Genomic DNA, 15,903 nt, shown 5'->3' with positions numbered 1-15,903 from the left:
TGAGGGCCAGGCCGATTCAATCCGCGGGTGTCATCTTCGGTCACGGGCGTCCTTCTTCGCCAGCGCGGTGAGGTGCGCGTTGTACGCCTCGAGCTCGGCGTCGTCGGTGCGGTCGGCGTGGCGGTCGCTGCGCTTCTGGTCGCGGGCGTCGCTGCGGCTCCACTGAATCGCCACCGTAATGGCGAGAATGAGCGTCGGTATCTCGCCGACCGACCACGCGAGACCGCCGCCGATGTACTGGTCCTCGAGCGGAGAGGGGCCCCATGTACGTCCCATCGACCCGAACCACTCGGCGACCATGAGCCCGGTCTGCATCATCATCGCCACCCCGAAGAAGGCGTGCATCGCCATGACGCCGATGAGCAGCAGCAGCCGGCCCGCGTACGGGAGGCGCCAGGGCACCGGGTCGATGCCGATCAGGGTGAGGGCGAAGAGGTATCCGGTGATGAGGAAGTGGGCGATCATCCACTCGTGTCCGAGGTGGTCGTAGAGCGACCAGCGGAAGAGATCGGTGTAGTAGAACGCCCAGAGCGACCCGATGAACAGCCCCGCAGCGACGAAGGGGTTCGTCAGTACGCGGGCGATGGGGGTGTGCACCGCCCAGAGGATCCACTCGCGGCCGCCGCGCGTGCCGTCATCGCGCTTGTGGATCGCCCGGGCCGCCAGGGTCACGGGGGCACCAGCGACCAGCAGCACGGGGATCGCCATCGTGAGCAGCATGTGGCCGAGCATGTGCATGCTGAACAGGTAGTCCTGGTAGACGTTGATGACTCCGCCGGTGACCCACACCAGCAGCATCATGCCGGTGACCCACATGATCGTGCGGTGTACCGGCCAGGGGTCGCCGCGGCGGCGCAGTCGCCATACCCCGGCAAGGTAGAAGAAGATCGCAAATCCGGCGATCACCGCCCACAGCAGATCGATGTTCCATGCGGTGACCCACCGTTCGATCGTGAGCTCCGCGGGCAGCGGTGCGCCGGTGAGGCGTTCCGCTGGCGTCGGGGTCGCAGGAAGCGGGGCCGGGTTCGGGGGAGGGGTGCGGGCCAGCGCTGCAGCGGCACCGCTGGCGACGCCCATCAACGCCAACTCGAACACAATCAAGATCCAGAAGGGGCGGGATGCCCCGTCAGAACCGCGCATCTTGCCGATCAGCCGCATGCGGTACCACGCGCCGAACAGTCCGAGACCGACCAGCGCGACAACCTTCACGGCCAAGATTGCGCCATAAGGGGAGAGCAGGTCCGACCACTGCTGCAGGCCGATCGCCGCGCGCACCATGCCGGATATGGCGACGAGCACGAACGCGGCCAAGGCGATGCTTGAGTAGCGGGCGACGACATCGGCGATGCGCTGCCGCTGGAGGACTGGACGGATGGCGACGAGCAAGAGGAGACCGCCGAGCCACACCGCGGCGCCGATGATGTGCAGGATGAGCGCCATCATCGCCTCGCGGTGAAGGGCGTCATCACCGGAGTGCCCTTGCGTGCCCATCGGCACGAGCGAGGAGACCGCCAGCAGGGCGACCAGAAGCGTTCCAACCCAGGACCGCACCGCGAATGTCAGAACGGTGAGTGCTGCGCCCGCGACCGTTGTGATCAGCCACGTCCGGCCCACCTCGAGTTCGACGAGAAACCGTCCGAGCTGGGCACCGAACTGCGGTCCGACGTCGATCGCGGGGTTGAAGACGCTGAGAAACGTGAGGAACCCGGTCGTACCGGCCGCCACGGTGAACACGGCGGCGGAGATCGAGGCGGTATCGAGGGCGATATCGAACTCGCGCTCACCCGTCCGCAACGTGAACAACGCCGTCACGAGCACACCGACCATTCCCGCCGCGGCGAGGTTCACGATCAGCTTCGCGGCCGGAAGCCCCCAGCGTACGACCGGGCCGGCATCACCGAGGGGGAGCTGTGCAGCGCCGCCACCGAATGCCAGTGCGCCGACCAGCACAGCGAGTGCCACCCCAACGAGGATCGTCGGCCCGAGTACCCGCAACGTGCGGTAATTGATCTCTCTGCTGCGCGACATCATTCGTGCACGGTGTGAATCGGGTTGCTCGCCGCGCGGTCGCCTGCGAGACGTTTTCTGGGCGTTGGGGTCACGGTGGTTCCCTCGGGTCGGGATCATTCGCAGCCAGGCGGAGCAGGTTTGCGGCACCCGCCGCGGAGGTGCAGTCGGGTGTTATTCGCAGCCGATCCGCGCCTGCATGGATTTCATGGCGCTAATCTCGGCGGTCTGTCCGTTCTTGATGTTCTCTGCGACGGTCAGGGCACGTGGATCTGTGCCGAGTTCGATGAGCGCTTCCGCCATGGGGATGGCTCCTTCGTGGTGGCGAGTGAGCAGCCCGAGGAAGAGACAATCGGCTTGCTGCCCGGTCGCGCCCTCCAAAGCGGAGATCTCTTCGCTGGAGGCCATGCCCATCGCGATGCGCGCCTCTTCCTCCGTCATTGCCGCACCGTCAGACATCGCATGGTCGCTCCCACCCGGAGAGGCATCCATCCACTGCATCATCGGGCCACCGGACTGCGACAGCCCCCACTGCACGAGCCAGTCGTACATCTCGCCGCGCTGGCCCGCCTGCCCGGTGGCGATGTCGTACGCGAAGATCCTCAGTTCCTCGTCGGATGTCTTGCGGTAGATCTCCATGGCCATCTGGATGGCCTGCGCGTGATGGACCTGCATGTCGCGTGAGAACCCCGCCTCGGGAGAGTCGGTACCCGGTGTGCCCGCGCCCTGCGACCCGAAAGTTGAGAAGCGCCCCGCAGCGAAGGTCAGCGCGCCGACCGCGAGCAGGATAAGGACGACGATCCACCACCGCGGCCACCCTCGGGATGGGGACGCGTCGCTGGTTTCACTGCGGCTCATTGTTTTCCCGGTGCGTCGTATGCGCCAGTGCAGGCGGCGTTCGGCTCAGGCGCGTTCTGGCTGCGCCAGTACTCTTCGAAAAAGGCGCCGATACGCTCGTCGTTCGCCGAATCAACCTTCAGCTGCTGGTTCCAGTTGGACATCACGATCGGCGCATCCAGTCCCTCATAAGGCGAGAGAACGACGTAGGTTGCGGGCAGAAGGCTCTTGAGGGTTCCGAGTTGTTCACCGGCGACCTCGTCGGGGTTGTAGGTCACCCACACAGCGCTGTGCTCCATGGAGTGGACCGCGTTCTCATTCGGGACCGGTTGGTCATAAATGCCGCAGTTCAACCAGACGGCGTTGTGCGGGCCGCCCGCTGGAGGGCTTTGCTCGTACTGGACAGCACCGGCGACGTGCTCAGCCGTGTTCTCGAAGGTCTGGACTCCTTCAATGGTTGCCCCTTCGCTGCCGGCTTCGTACTGTCTTGGCGGTAACGGTGCGAGCACGACGGACGCAACGACGAGGCCGATGATCACCACAGCCGCCGTTGACCCGACAACCCACCAGACCAGTTTGCTGCGACGGCGTTTGGCGAGCTGCTTCTGATACTTGGCCAACTTTTGTTGGCGCTTTTGCTCACGCTGTTGTTTGACGGTCACCGGCCCATGTTGAGACCTGTTGGTCGAGTTCGAGCGGTTCGAAGGCATAGGTGTGCTTCCAGTTCATGTGAGGAGTTGCGGAAGAGGATCAAGTGAGGCCGGAGTAGGAGTGGAGGCCCTGGAAGAACATGTTCACGATTGTGAAATTGAACAACACCGCGACGAACCCGATGATGGACAGCCAGGCGGAGCGGGTGCCACGCCACCCCCGGGTCGCGCGGGCGTGGATGTACCCGGCATAGACCACCCAGATCACGAACGTCCACACTTCCTTGACGTCGAAGCCCCAGTAGCGACCCCAGGAGTCGTTGGCCCAGATCGCACCGGCAATCAGGGTGAAGGTCCAAAACACGAACCCCACGATCGCGAACCGGTAGGCGAGGGACTCGAGCACGTCGGCGGTGGGCAGAGTGCGCAAGAACCCGGGACCGGCGGGGTGGGCAGTATCCGAGGATGCTCGGGCGCGGCGCTCACGGCGGGCCTGCAGGAGCTGGGTGATGGAGATGCCGCAGGCGATCGCGAACAGGGCGGTGGCCAGGGAGGCGACGAAGACGTGGATGACCAGCCACACGCTCTTGAGCGGATCCATCAGCGGCACAACTTCGACGTAGAACGAGATTGTCGCCCCGCCGAGCAGCAGCACCACCATGCCGATGAGAAACGCACCCAGGAAGCGGAGGTCGTAGCGGCGCAGCACCAGCAGGTAGACGGCGACGATCAAGACGGTGCCGGTTAGCGCAAACTCGTACATGTTCGCCCATGGCACCCGCTCTGCGGCGATCCCGCGCAGGATGGTGCCGGCCAGGTGGAACAGGAACGCGAGGACCGTCAGCGACGTTCCGATCCGTGCCCACAGCAGCCGTTGCCGCTGTGGAGGCGGCGTGCGAACGCTATCCACCGCCCCACTCTGGGCCTTTTCCGTCTGCTGGCTCGCCCGGGCGGTAGCGCCGGCCAGGACCGGCTCTTGCTGTGGGACGCCGGCGGGGACGGAGCGTTGAGCCAGGTCGATGGTGTACGCGATGAACGCAAGCAGGTAGGTGCCGATCGACGTCCACACCAGCAGCAGTGAGATGCCGTCGAGGGAGAGCGGGTCGGTTCCGGTCATGGCAGGGTCGTCCTCTTCGTTATCTCGGTCAGGGAGTGCCCGCGAGCGGGGTGGTGCGGAAGATCCGTGCGGCACATGGGTCAGCCCGCGTTCGCTTCCAGCCAGGCCAGCGAGTCCACGGCGGTTCCGTCGAGGTAGACCTCAAAGTGCAGATGGTTCGCGGTGGAGCGGCCCGTGCTGCCCACGAGTCCGACGGTCTGCCCGGCCGTGACGGTCTGACCGGCGGCGACCTGTCGGCTGCCGGTTTGCATGTGGGGGTACACCGTCCTCACCTGTTGCCCGTTCAGAACGGATTCCACGACGACGGTGACCCCGTATGCGCCGTAGCTGTCCTGTGAAATCCGCACGACACCGTCGACGGAGGCGTAGACGGGGGTGCCGCCGGCAGCGACCATGTCGGTCCCCATGTGCGCGCCGCCGCGAGCTCCAAACCTGTCTGTCACAGTGAACGGGCCACCGACCGGCCACCGCACGGCTCCGCTGCCAGGGGGCACCATGCCGTAGTCGAACGGTACCGACGCAACCTGCGCGGACGCCCGCGCCCGCTCAGCGGCTGCTTGTGCCGCTGCTTCTCGCGCCTTTTTCTGATCAATCTCCTCCTGACTGGTGGCAGCGTAGCTGTCGCGGGTGAGCTGCGCTGCGCCCGCATCGGACGCGACGACCAATGACTGCGCGTCCTCCAAAGCGACCTGCTGCAGTGAGCGGGTTTCCAAGTCCGCGGGCTGCCAAGCCCCGTACGCCGGGAGAGCAAAAGTGGCAACGAGACCAGCAACCATCGCAAGGACTACCAGCGTCCGTGCTGGGCGCAACGACGTCGGCCTACGCAGAGCACTTGCTGCACTGGGCGCGCGCGACGTCACGGATGCGCACGAAGCGGGAGGCGGTGTCGCGAGCCCTCGAAGACTGCGTCGTGTCGGGACCGACTGGAGGTGATCCCCCGTTGGGGTGGTCCGTTCAGCCATGGTGTCCTCCTTCATTTCGGGTCAGATGGAGACGCCGCGAGCGGCGAGGAAAGTGGCGGGGTTGACCGGGGAGCCGCCCACGTACACTTCGAAGTGGAGGTTGCAGCCGAACGCGTTGCCGGTCTCTCCCTCACGGGCGATCAGGTCGCCAGCATTCACGCGTTGCCCGTACCCGACGTAGAAGCCGCCGTTGCGGATGTGGGCGTACCCGGTGCCGATCCCCTCGCCGTGGTCGATCTTGATGTAGTTGCCGTAGCCACCGTTGTACCCGGCGTAGACGACGGTGCCCGCCGCGACGGCATAGATCCCCGCGCCGCAGCCGCCGCTGAGATCCACGCCGTAGTGATAGCTGGTCGAGCAGTACCCGTTTCCGCACTGGGAGCTGCGCGGCCCGAACCCCGACGTGCGATTCCCTGATGTCGGCCGTGCCCATCCGGAGCTGACCACACCCCCGCCGCCGCCCGAGGCGGCGAGCCGTTCTGCTTCGGCACGCTCCGCCGCTCGCCGCTGCTCCTCGGCGATGCGGGCAGCCTCGATTCCAGCCTGATAATCGGCGATGGTTTTCGCGGTGGTGTCCTCGAGGGCGGCGAGCTGGGCCTGCAACTCGCCGAGATGGAGAGTCTGCGCGTCCACCGCGGCCTGTGCGGCATCCGCGGCCTGCTGCGACTCGAGCATCTTCTGCTCGGCGACCTGCTGCAGCCGGTCCCGTTCGTTTCGGGCGACCACGGCCTGATCGGTGAGGCTCTGCGCAGCATCGCGGGCGGTGATCGCGGCCGCATACGCTCCCTGGTTGCGTTCCAGCAGCTTGTCCATCACGCCCAGCCGGGACAGGAGATCGTCCGCGGTCGCTGCCGACCCGGAAAAGAACAGTTCAAGGGAGGCTGTGTCGCCCCCATCGCGGTATAGCTGCGCGGCGATGCGGCCGGCCTTGTTCGCCGCATCGGCCGCGTTTTGCGCTTCCACGTCGGCTTGGGACTCCAACGTGTCGGCCCGGAAGGAGGCGTCGAAATACTCCTGCTGGGCGGTGTAGAACGCACCAGCGGCCTGCTCGGCGGCGGTGCGGGTGCGCGCCACCTCACCGTTCAGGCTCTGGATAAGGCCCTGGATCCGCTGCACCTCAGCGGCTTTGGTGGCCTCCTTTGCTTTCGCGGCTTGCACGTCCTCCCAGGACGGATAGGTCGCCGCGAACGCTGGCGGCAGCAGCGGGCCGCCGACCAGGACGGCGACCGAGCTCAATATTCCCGCGGTCAGCAGAGTGCGCCGGCCCACACCAGCCCGGAATGCGCGGCTCTCCGCGGGCGTGGGCGCGCACCCACACTCCTCCGCCATCAAATCATCAGGAAGGGTGAGATCACTGCCCGTCGCCAGCATTCGCCGCGACCCGGCAAGTCGACCTCCGGCAGGCCTCACCCGTGGCGTGTTCATGACTGCCTCCCCGGATTAGTCGAACGATCTGCGCCGTCCGCACACGTGCGAGCACGTTGGGAGACCCCCGCCGCGGTGAGAGCGCCGACGGCGGCGAGGATGATGAGAGCCGTGAGCCAGGGACCGAGGATCACCGCGGGGGTGAGTCCGGTGCGCAGTGGGACGGCGCCGATCGAAGCGCCTGCGGTGTCGACGCCGATACTGTCGAGGGTGGTGCCGTCAGGGGCGATCACCTGACTGGTGCCCACCGTCGAGACGTTGACCACGGCGCGAGCGGTTTCGATGGCGCGCATCCGGGCGAACGCGAGCTGCTGCAGATTCTCGTCGGTCCCACGGAAGTCGGCGTTGTTGGTCTGGAACACGAACACCTCCGCGCCGGCGCGGGCGCCCTCCCAGATCACAGCGTCGTAGATCACGTCGAAGCAGATCGCCAACCCCACCCCGACATCGCCGACCCGCACAATCGGCGAATTGGTGCCTGGGGTGTACTCCCGCTGGATCAGTCCCACCAAGTCGGGGACGATCAGCTCGTAGAACCACCGGTCGGGCACGTACTCCCCGAACGGGACCGGATTGACCTTGTCGTGCCACTGCCGGTCCGTGGGATCCGCAGTCCACAGCAGGGAGGTGTTGAAGACATCGTCGCCGCGGGTGGTGGCGGCGTTCATCAGTAGCGGGGCCTCGGCCGAGCGCACGACCCGGTTCAACGCCTCGGCGGCGGCGGGATCACTGAGCGGGTCGGCGTCGACGCCGCCCTCCGGCCAGGCCAGCAGATCCATCGGCTGCCCGTACAGCGGCACAGTGGCGGCGGTCTGCGCGGCCAGGACGTCGCCAGGCGCCTTGTCGTCGAAGTACCCGGTCGGGCCGTTTCCCTGCACCCATCCCACGCGGAACTCCCCGGCCGGCGCGGTGGGGAACTGCGGTGTCACGACCAGGAGAACAGCGACGCTCACGGCAGGGTGCAGCCCCAGCATGAACCGGAGGCCGCCAGCGCGGACCCACTGCACCACAGAGGCGCACACCACGACAATCAGCAAGGAGAGGCCGTTCACGCTGGTCCACGACGCGACCTCCGCGAGCGGCCCGCCCACCTGGGTCATGCCGAGGCGCGCCCACGGGAATCCGGAATACGGCCACGCGCCCATCACCACCTCCCGGGCTGTCCACAGAACCGCGATCAGCGGCGGCACCACGAGCAGCTGCACGGCCCCGCGGGCCGGATATCGGGCGGTCCACCGGTAGGCGAGGGTGATCGGCACCGCACCGGCGCCGAACAGGACCGCTTCCAGCCCGGCGAGGGCAAGCCACGGCACCGGGCCGAGGAACTCCCCCACCCACACCAGATGTGTCATGTAGAACACGGCGCCGAAGACCGTGCCGACCAGTAACGCTCCGCCGGTGCTGCGGCCGATCAGCGCCACTAGGGCGACCGTGACGCTCACGAACGTCAACGGCCACCACCCCACCGGCGCGGAGGCGAGATCCAGCAGCAGGCCGGCGGCCCCGGATGCCAGCACCGCCGCCCACACCGGCAGCGACCACGCCGCAACGGTGCGGCGCGGCGCCTCCAGCTCCGGCGCGGCGGCCGACGCAGGGGTGGGCAGGGTCGTGCGCATGGTTCAGGTGTCTTTCTGGTGGAGGCGGGCGAGGTAGTCGTTGTAGGCGTCGAGCTCGGGATCTCCGTGGACGTCGGCGCGACGGTCGGCGGCGACCGCCTGGGCGGTGTCGTCGCGGAACCAGCGGTGCATGACGTAGATGAGCATCAGCAAGGTGGGGGCCTCGCCGTAGGACCAGGCCAGCCCACCGGCGAGGCCCTGGTCTTCGATTGGGTCGATGCCCAGCGCGCTCGTCGGGCCGGCGAACCCATCGATGAGGGTGGTGGTGGCCATCATCAGGAAGACGCCGAAGAACGCGTGCAGGGCGGCTTCGGCGAACACGTCCAGGGCGCGGCCGCCGTGACTCATCCGCACCGGCAGCGGGTCAGACGACAGGATCGGGATGGTGAACAGCATCCCCGCGACCAGGAACCCGACCTCGAGGAGGGTGTGCCCGGTGATAGTGGACAGGATCGGGTCGGCGAAGTTCGCCAGGTACAGACCATAGAACGCGGCCAGGTACAGCGGCACCGCCAGCCACGGGCTGAGCAACCACCGCGCGGTGCGACTGCGCAGCCCGTGGCTGGCGGCACGGAGCACCAGGAGACCGGGGCCGTGGTGCGGAGTAGCGCGCAGCAGCAGGGTGCCGGGAGAGCCGAGAACCAGCAGCGGAGGGATCGCCATCATCAAGGTGAGCTGCTGGAACATGAACACCGAGAACAGGGCATACCCATAGTTCTCCACCGCCAGCCCAGTCACGGCGGCGAGGGCGACGCAGCCGAGCAGGAAGCTGATCGTCCGCCACACCGGCCAGCCCCGGCCGCGCGCCCACATGCGGATCGCGCCGGCCAGGTAGGCGACCGCGAGCAGCCCCGCGAGGATCGGCAACACCGGGGCCGGAAGTGGGGCCGGGGTGAGGAACCCGCCAAGGGTCGGCGGGGCGTCCGGAATCCACACGGTCGTCACGGCGTACCCTTCGCCGGCGGCTCGACGCCGAGGATCTGCGCGTGGCGGGCCGCGAACTCGTCGACGGCGCGTGCCAACGCAGGGTCTTCGCCGCGGGCCAGCCCCGCGTATTCGACGTGCACGCCACCCGGGGTGGTGTGCGCTTTCACCCAGAGCCGCCGGCGGGGCACGAACAGGCCGGCGAACAGGCCCAGGGTGGCAAGGACCGAGAACGCGAGCACCCAGCCGCTGCTGGGGTCCCGTTGGATCTGCAACGACGCGAACCGCTTCACCGGCTCCTCCGCCGTGACCTCCTCCCACGTAATCGTGCCCCACCCGTTCGGCAGGTCCACTGTGGCGCCGGGAGTGAGCTCGAGCGAATCGACCGCGGTGTCGCCGCCGGTGTGCTGGGTCAGCCCGTCCACTTCGAGCGTGTACACCGATCTCGGAGTGCCGTCGTCGATGCCCAGATCACCACTGAACACATTGAGCGTCATCACGGGATTGATGACGTCGGGGTAGATCGAGGTAAACGCGCCGGAGGGCAAGACGCCCTGGGTGGGGTAGAAGAACCCGACCAACCCGACCTGTTCGGGTAGCCCATCCGGGATCTTGATGATCCCTAGCGAGGTCATGTTGCCGTCCTGCGGCAGGAACGGCTGCGACTCGCTGTACACCACCTCGCCGGCGGCGTCGCGGATCGTGAGGGTGGGGGCGTAGCCGTTGCCGAGCAGGTAGATCCGGTCACCCTCGACGGTGATCGGGTAATTCACGATCACGTTCTGCGGCCGGTCATCCTGCCCAGGCTGGCGGATGGTGACGTCCGCGGAAAAGTCGCCGGCCTGGCCTGCGCCCGGGGTGCCAGGGAGCCGGTAGGAGACCTGGAAGTCATCGAGGGTGAGCGAGTAGGGGGCAAGACCTGTGCCGTCGACGAACCGGCCGGGGTTGAACGAGGAGTAGTCGCTGAGCGCGTTCACGAACGTGGTGCCTTCCACCACCACTCGTTGCCCCGTGTACGCGAACGACCCGCCGATTCCCACAGAGACCAGCACACCGACGAGGGCGACGTGGAAGATGAGGTTGCCGGTTTCCCGCAGGTATCCGCGCTCGGCAGACACCGACGCGGCGCCGCGGGCGTCGTAGCGTTCCACCCGGTACCCGGACTTACGCAGCTGCTCTGCCGCGACGTCAACCGCGTGCGCGGCGACGTCGGGCTGCGCGTCCCCTACCGGGATGGTGACCTCTCGGTACTCGGACAGGCGTGATAGCCGCGCCGGGGTGCGCGGCGGGCGAGTGCGCAGCGCCTTGTAATGATGCTTGGCGCGTGGAATCACGCAACCGATCAGGGAAGTGAACAGCAGCAGGTAAATCGCGGAGAACCACGGCGACAGGTACACGTCGAACAGCCCAACCGCGTCCGCCAGCGGGAAGACATCGGGGTTGTTTCGCTCCCACTGGATGACCCCGTTGGGGTCGGCGCTGCGTTGCGGGAACAGCGACCCGGGCACGGCGGCGATGGCGAGGAACAGCAGCAGCACCAGCGCGGTGCGCATGCTGGTCAGTTGCCGCCACGCCCACCGCAGCCAGCCCGTGATGCCGAGCGTCGGCTGGGTGATCTCGGTTGCGGCATCGACGTCGGTGTCGGCGTGATCGCCCGGGCGCAGCGGATCGGCCGTCACGTCCGTGCCCGTGTTAGAGCGGGAGGGGGACATTGATCACCACCTGTTGCAGCTGCGACATCAGCGCCGTCCACAGTCCCGTGACCATCAGCAGGCCGAGGGCGATGAGCATGGCCCCGCCGATGATGTTCAGCGCCCGGATGTGGCGGCGCAGGAACGTGACCGATCGGGACGCCCAGCCCCACCCGGCCGCGAGGATCAGGAACGGGATGCCCAGGCCCAGCGAGTACGCCAGCCCGAGCAGGCCGGCGCGGGCGGGGTCGCCGAGGTTCCACGACATCGAGATGATCGCCGCGAGCGTCGGGCCGATACACGGAGTCCAGCCGACGCCGAGCGCGAACCCCAGAAGCGGCGCGCCGATCAGCCCGGCCCTGCCCTGGGCGCGCGGGCGGAGGGTGCGCTGCGCGATGCCGAAGAAACCGAGGAACACGAGCCCCAGGGCGATGATGATTATTCCGAACACACGGGTGAGGATGCCCGCGTACTGCAGCAGCAGGTATCCGAAGGTGCCCCCGAGGATCGTTACGGCGACGAAGACGACCGTGAACCCGGCGATGAATAGCGTCACGCCCAGCAGCAGCCGGGCGCGCTCCGCAGTGGCGGTGCGCGCGCCGTTCACGGAGGGGGATGTTGTCGTGGTGGTGGTGCTGCCGAGGTAACCGAGGTAACCGGGCACCAGTGGGAGAACGCACGGGGACACGAAGGAGACCAGCCCGGCGAGGATCGCGACCGGGATCGCGGCCCACAGGGCGCCGTCGACGATGACCGCTCCCGGGTTCACGGGGTGTCCTCGGCGAGGGTGTCGGCAACCAGAGTGGACAGGATCGACGCGCTGGCCAACTGACCGATGATCCGCGCCGCGACCCGCCCTTCCTGGTCGATGACCAGGGTGGTGGGGGTGGCCTGAATTGGGGTGACCTGCGCGAAGGCGAGTTTCACCCGCCCGTCGTTCACGTCGATCACGCTCGGGTAGGTGACGTTGTTGTCGCGGGCGAAAGACAACGCGGTCGCGGGCTGATCGTAGGTGTTGACCCCGAGGAACCCGACACCCTGCTCCTGGTACTTCTGCCAGACCTCTTCGAGCAGAGGCGCCTCGACGATGCACGGCCCGCAGGCGGCGTACCAGAAGTTCACCACCAACACCCCGCCCCGGTAGTCGTCACCGGACACCGTCTCCCCGGTCTCGGTGACGCCCTCGAACTCGACCGGTTCTCCGCGGTCGGTTTCCGGGATCTCTATGACCTGAAAATCGCCGGCGATAAAGCCCTTCTCGTTTCCGTTCCGGTACTGCTGCGCGAGCGAGTCGCTAGATCCGCACCCAGCAAGCAGCACGGCAACAAGCAGGACCGAGGCGACTGCCTTCAGAGCGCGGTGGTTCATGGTCGCTTGACCTTAATCAGTGCACCGGCCATCAGGAACACGACTGCGGCGACCGGTTGCGCGGCGGTCCACACCGGACCGGTGAACGGCAACGGGAACACCGGGTTCCAGATCACCACAATCGCGGCGAACACCGGCACCCACCACCACTGCCGCGCCTGAATCGCGAACCAACCGACGATGACCGCGAAGATCGCGGCGACGAACAGCACCACCGTGAACCAGTCCCCGCCCATAAGCCCCGGTGCGAAGAACAGCACCGCGGCGGCGAGCAGCCCCGGAGCGAACGCGTTCCGCTGATACACGGACGCGGTGCGCTGCTTAGCCATCATGACCAGCTCACCGCCGATCCCGCCGCCGGCGCCGCCCCGCCGGTCACCCCGTCATTCGTTGTGCCCGCGCGGGCGCGCCGGTGGCGGATCCAAAGGTTCAGGCCGAGCACGATCACGCCAGCACCGAGGGCGACATCGGCGAGATTCCCGATGAACAGGGTCCCATAGGCGAGGAAGTCGGTGACGTGCCCGACCCCGAACCCGGGCGGGGAGAACAGCCGGTCGATCAGGTTTCCGACTGCGCCACCCAGGATCAGCCCGATCCCCACCGCCCACCATCCCGTCCGCGCCCGCGCCGCAGCGACGATCAGCACCACTACGGCGCCCACGCCGAGGAGAGTGCGTACCCCCGTGAATTCGGCGCCGAGAGAGAAGATTGCGCCCGGGTTGAACGCGAGCTGCAGCCCGAGCAGATCTCCCAGCAGCGGGACCCGCTCGTCCAGGCTCAACCCGCTGAGCGCGGCCGCTTTTGACGCCTGATCAACCAGAACCACCACACCGGCCGCTGAGCACGCGATCGCAAATTGTCGAGACTGCTCACGATTCATCGGCCAGAGCGTCCTTCCCCGTGTCGCCCACTTCGCCGCCTTGACCGGACGAAGCAGCTGCGGCTGCTCTGTCGCGTCGGCGGCGCTCTCGAGCCACCATGAGTACGACAATCAGAGCGCCGCCGACAACGATTACACCGCTCACGACCGCGAAGACGGGTAGAAGCTCCCCTCCTCCGGAGGGGCCGTTGTGAACCTCTGCGGAGGTCGCGGCCGGGGTCGTCGCAGACGGTTCGGGTGTCTGTTGCTCGTTCGCTTCGGAGATGGGGGTACTGGTGGGCACCGCGACGGCTTCGACGGTGTACTGGTACTCATTGCTGATCGGGTGCCCGTCGCTGGAGACGACCCGCCACCGCACCGTGAAGACCCCAGTCTGACCCGGCCGCACAGCCTGGGTGACGGTGGTCCCGTCAATGATGGGGTCTCCGGACGCGAGGTTCTGCCCGTCTGCCGCGACGACCTCGATGATCACCGCGCTGAAATCGGTGAGAATCTCCCCGCTGAAGGTCAGCGAGATCTCCTCCGGGACCACGGTGATCGTGGAACCGGGTTCCGGGGAGGACGAGACGATCTCATCGTGCGCGGCCGCGGGAGCTGCAACGGCGAACAGCAGACCGGCGGTCAGCAGCAGCGCCGCCAGCCCGGGCAGAACGGAGCGTCGACGGACCCCGGGGGTAGGTGATCGGCGCCGGGATGCGCGGACGGCAACGGGTATAGAGGTCATGGTCTCGGTCCTTTCAGGGCCGGTTGATGATGTGCTGGGCGATCGTCGTCGCGTCTCTCCGAACCCCTGCCACGGTGTCGGACCCGCGACCGCCGTACTGCGGCATCCCCGCCACGAACAACCCGGGAAGACCGGTCATGGTGCGCCGAGGCCGAGGAGAACTGGGCGGTTGCGGCAGCCAACGATCACCAGGGTCGTAGCCGGTTGCGAGAATCACCGATCGGGGGGAGAAGTGGGTGCTGTCGGCGAAGGTCACTACCGCGCCGCTAGCGGCTTCCACTGCGGGGGTGATCGTAACGCCCGCACGGCGAAGCCGCTCGTAGCTGTCGCCAAAGACAGGCTCGGGTCGCCTCTTCCGCGACAACAGCGACACGCTTTCACCTGCTGCGGCGGGGTAGCTTCTCTCAGGCCGATGCTGCCGCGGAGTGCGCACGGACAGCGTGACGGTGTGCGAGGCAGATAATTCGCGGGCCAGCTGCACACCGCTGTTTCCGCCGCCGACGATCAGCACGTCGCCAGCGGGGATCTCTTTTGGGTACAAGTACTCGCTGCTGTGCATCACTATCCCTGGCACCGTCAGCCCGCTCGCCCAATCGGGAACCCGGGGGTGAGTGTGCGCACCGGTCGCGCAGACCACGTTGCGGGTCTGCACCTCACCCGCTGTCGTCGACAACAACAATGTCGAGCCATCTCCCCGATGCTCCACCCTGGTCGCGCGGACGCCCCAGACCGTCTCCACACCAAAGCCTGCTTCTACGAAAGTGAGATAGTCAGCCATCTCATCCGCGCGCGGATGCCGGTGTTGATCACCCAGCAGCCGTCGGGAAGGCAGCGCGCTGTGGCGGGCGTCGCTGAGCAGCTTCATCGAATGCCACCGCGACGCCCAGGAACGGTGCCCAGGCGGGGCCGCGTCGATCACCACGAAATCCTGTTGCGGTCGAAGACCTACAGCGCTCAGCGCCACAGCGACCGCGAGACCGGCCTGCCCGGCGCCGACGACGATCACCCGACGATGCGACAACCCCGTCCGCATCACTGCCCACCGCTCACCGCAGCCTGGACGGCATTCTCCAGGTCATCCCACTCCTGCAGCTCGGCGAGTTTCCCGTCGATGAAGAACGTAGGTGTGCTCCTTACCCCCAGAGCGCGCCCCTCCTCGAAGTCAAACTCGACACGCTCGGTCGTCGCTGGGTCCGCCACCGCGGCGTCATAGGCCGCCATGTCCAGGCCGAGCTCTTCCGCGAAGCCGCGGAACAAATCGGCACGCGACTCCTGCGCCTCGCCCCACTCCGCCTGAGTCTCAAACAACCGGTGGTACATGTCCTCGAACCGGTCCTGCTGCGCGGCCGCTTCCGCAGCTACCGCGGCGTTCTTTGAGTTGAAATGACCCGGAAGAGGGAAGTAGCGGACCACATACGTGATCTCCCCGTCGAATTGCTCCCGCAGATCCTCCACAATCGGGTAGAACGCCCCACATGCCTCGCATTCGAAATCCAGGAACTCCACCACCGTGACCGCTCCCTCACCTCCGCCATCGAGAATGTGCGAGTTCTGCCGCACCAGCTGCGACGACGAGGAGCCGTTCCCGGATGAGGGCAGAGCGGCTTTGCTCTGATTGATAAGGACATAGATCAACGCGGCCCCAATCAGCACCACCACAACGGCAATACTGATCAACGTCGCCTTTACTGACGTTTTCATC

The 15,903-nt window shown here is 67.1% G+C and carries 16 protein-coding genes; all 16 read right to left on the bottom strand.

The window, feature by feature from the left end:
• Positions 1-30 precede the first annotated feature (30 nt).
• On the bottom strand, positions 31-2,031 hold the full coding sequence (locus T9R20_RS03410) for a cytochrome c oxidase assembly protein (RefSeq protein ID WP_372492569.1): 2,001 nt from the start codon (positions 2,029-2,031) through the stop codon (positions 31-33).
• Positions 2,032-2,181: 150 nt separating this feature from the next.
• Positions 2,182-2,865 (bottom strand): DUF305 domain-containing protein, encoded by a 684-nt coding sequence (locus T9R20_RS03405; RefSeq protein ID WP_248242380.1) that lies wholly within the window; start codon positions 2,863-2,865, stop codon positions 2,182-2,184.
• The gene (locus tag T9R20_RS03400; RefSeq protein ID WP_248242379.1) at positions 2,862-3,554 is read right to left on the bottom strand and encodes a DUF3105 domain-containing protein; all 693 of its coding nucleotides are present in this window, start codon (positions 3,552-3,554) and stop codon (positions 2,862-2,864) included. The genes T9R20_RS03405 and T9R20_RS03400 overlap by 4 nt, the downstream gene beginning before the upstream one ends.
• 40 nt (positions 3,555-3,594) lie before the next feature.
• On the bottom strand, positions 3,595-4,611 hold the full coding sequence (gene ccsB, locus T9R20_RS03395) for a c-type cytochrome biogenesis protein CcsB (RefSeq protein WP_248242378.1): 1,017 nt from the start codon (positions 4,609-4,611) through the stop codon (positions 3,595-3,597).
• A gap of 80 nt (positions 4,612-4,691) precedes the next feature.
• On the bottom strand, positions 4,692-5,324 hold the full coding sequence (locus T9R20_RS03390; protein WP_248242377.1) for a M23 family metallopeptidase: 633 nt from the start codon (positions 5,322-5,324) through the stop codon (positions 4,692-4,694).
• A gap of 270 nt (positions 5,325-5,594) precedes the next feature.
• Positions 5,595-6,944 carry a M23 family metallopeptidase gene (locus T9R20_RS03385; protein WP_248242376.1) on the bottom strand — a complete coding sequence of 450 codons (1,350 nt, stop codon included), beginning with the start codon at positions 6,942-6,944 and terminating at the stop codon, positions 5,595-5,597.
• Positions 6,945-6,994: 50 nt separating this feature from the next.
• Positions 6,995-8,614: an apolipoprotein N-acyltransferase gene (gene lnt, locus T9R20_RS03380; protein ID WP_322411150.1), complete on the bottom strand. Its 1,620-nt coding sequence runs from the start codon at positions 8,612-8,614 to the stop codon at positions 6,995-6,997.
• Between the two features lie 3 nt (positions 8,615-8,617).
• On the bottom strand, positions 8,618-9,559 hold the full coding sequence (locus T9R20_RS03375; protein WP_179561438.1) for a cytochrome c oxidase assembly protein: 942 nt from the start codon (positions 9,557-9,559) through the stop codon (positions 8,618-8,620).
• Positions 9,556-11,250, bottom strand: coding sequence for a cytochrome c biogenesis protein ResB (gene resB / locus T9R20_RS03370; protein WP_179561437.1), 1,695 nt, complete (start codon positions 11,248-11,250; stop codon positions 9,556-9,558). Before resB ends, T9R20_RS03375 begins: the two co-directional genes overlap by 4 nt.
• The gene (locus T9R20_RS03365) at positions 11,231-11,998 is read right to left on the bottom strand and encodes a cytochrome c biogenesis CcdA family protein (protein WP_322411149.1); all 768 of its coding nucleotides are present in this window, start codon (positions 11,996-11,998) and stop codon (positions 11,231-11,233) included. The genes resB and T9R20_RS03365 overlap by 20 nt, the downstream gene beginning before the upstream one ends.
• Positions 11,995-12,597 carry a TlpA disulfide reductase family protein gene (locus T9R20_RS03360; RefSeq protein WP_322411148.1) on the bottom strand — a complete coding sequence of 201 codons (603 nt, stop codon included), beginning with the start codon at positions 12,595-12,597 and terminating at the stop codon, positions 11,995-11,997. Before T9R20_RS03360 ends, T9R20_RS03365 begins: the two co-directional genes overlap by 4 nt.
• Positions 12,594-12,929: a DUF6804 family protein gene (locus T9R20_RS03355; RefSeq protein ID WP_322411147.1), complete on the bottom strand. Its 336-nt coding sequence runs from the start codon at positions 12,927-12,929 to the stop codon at positions 12,594-12,596. The genes T9R20_RS03360 and T9R20_RS03355 overlap by 4 nt, the downstream gene beginning before the upstream one ends.
• The gene (locus tag T9R20_RS03350) at positions 12,926-13,423 is read right to left on the bottom strand and encodes a signal peptidase II (RefSeq protein ID WP_322411146.1); all 498 of its coding nucleotides are present in this window, start codon (positions 13,421-13,423) and stop codon (positions 12,926-12,928) included. The genes T9R20_RS03355 and T9R20_RS03350 overlap by 4 nt, the downstream gene beginning before the upstream one ends.
• Before the next feature lie 43 nt (positions 13,424-13,466).
• Positions 13,467-14,201 (bottom strand): copper resistance protein CopC, encoded by a 735-nt coding sequence (locus T9R20_RS03345; protein WP_322411145.1) that lies wholly within the window; start codon positions 14,199-14,201, stop codon positions 13,467-13,469.
• Positions 14,202-14,214: 13 nt separating this feature from the next.
• Entirely contained in the window at positions 14,215-15,207 is a 993-nt protein-coding gene (locus T9R20_RS03340; RefSeq protein ID WP_322411144.1) for a flavin-containing monooxygenase, read from the bottom strand.
• A gap of 26 nt (positions 15,208-15,233) precedes the next feature.
• Positions 15,234-15,902, bottom strand: coding sequence for a DsbA family protein (locus tag T9R20_RS03335; RefSeq protein WP_179561481.1), 669 nt, complete (start codon positions 15,900-15,902; stop codon positions 15,234-15,236).
• Between the last annotated feature and the right edge of the window lies 1 nt (position 15,903).

Origin of the sequence: Microbacterium invictum (assembly GCF_034421375.1) — a bacterium.
Classification (GTDB): domain Bacteria; phylum Actinomycetota; class Actinomycetes; order Actinomycetales; family Microbacteriaceae; genus Microbacterium; species Microbacterium invictum_A.
Note: the sequence above shows the minus strand (reverse complement) of the source record. Positions and strands in the feature narration are given on the sequence as shown.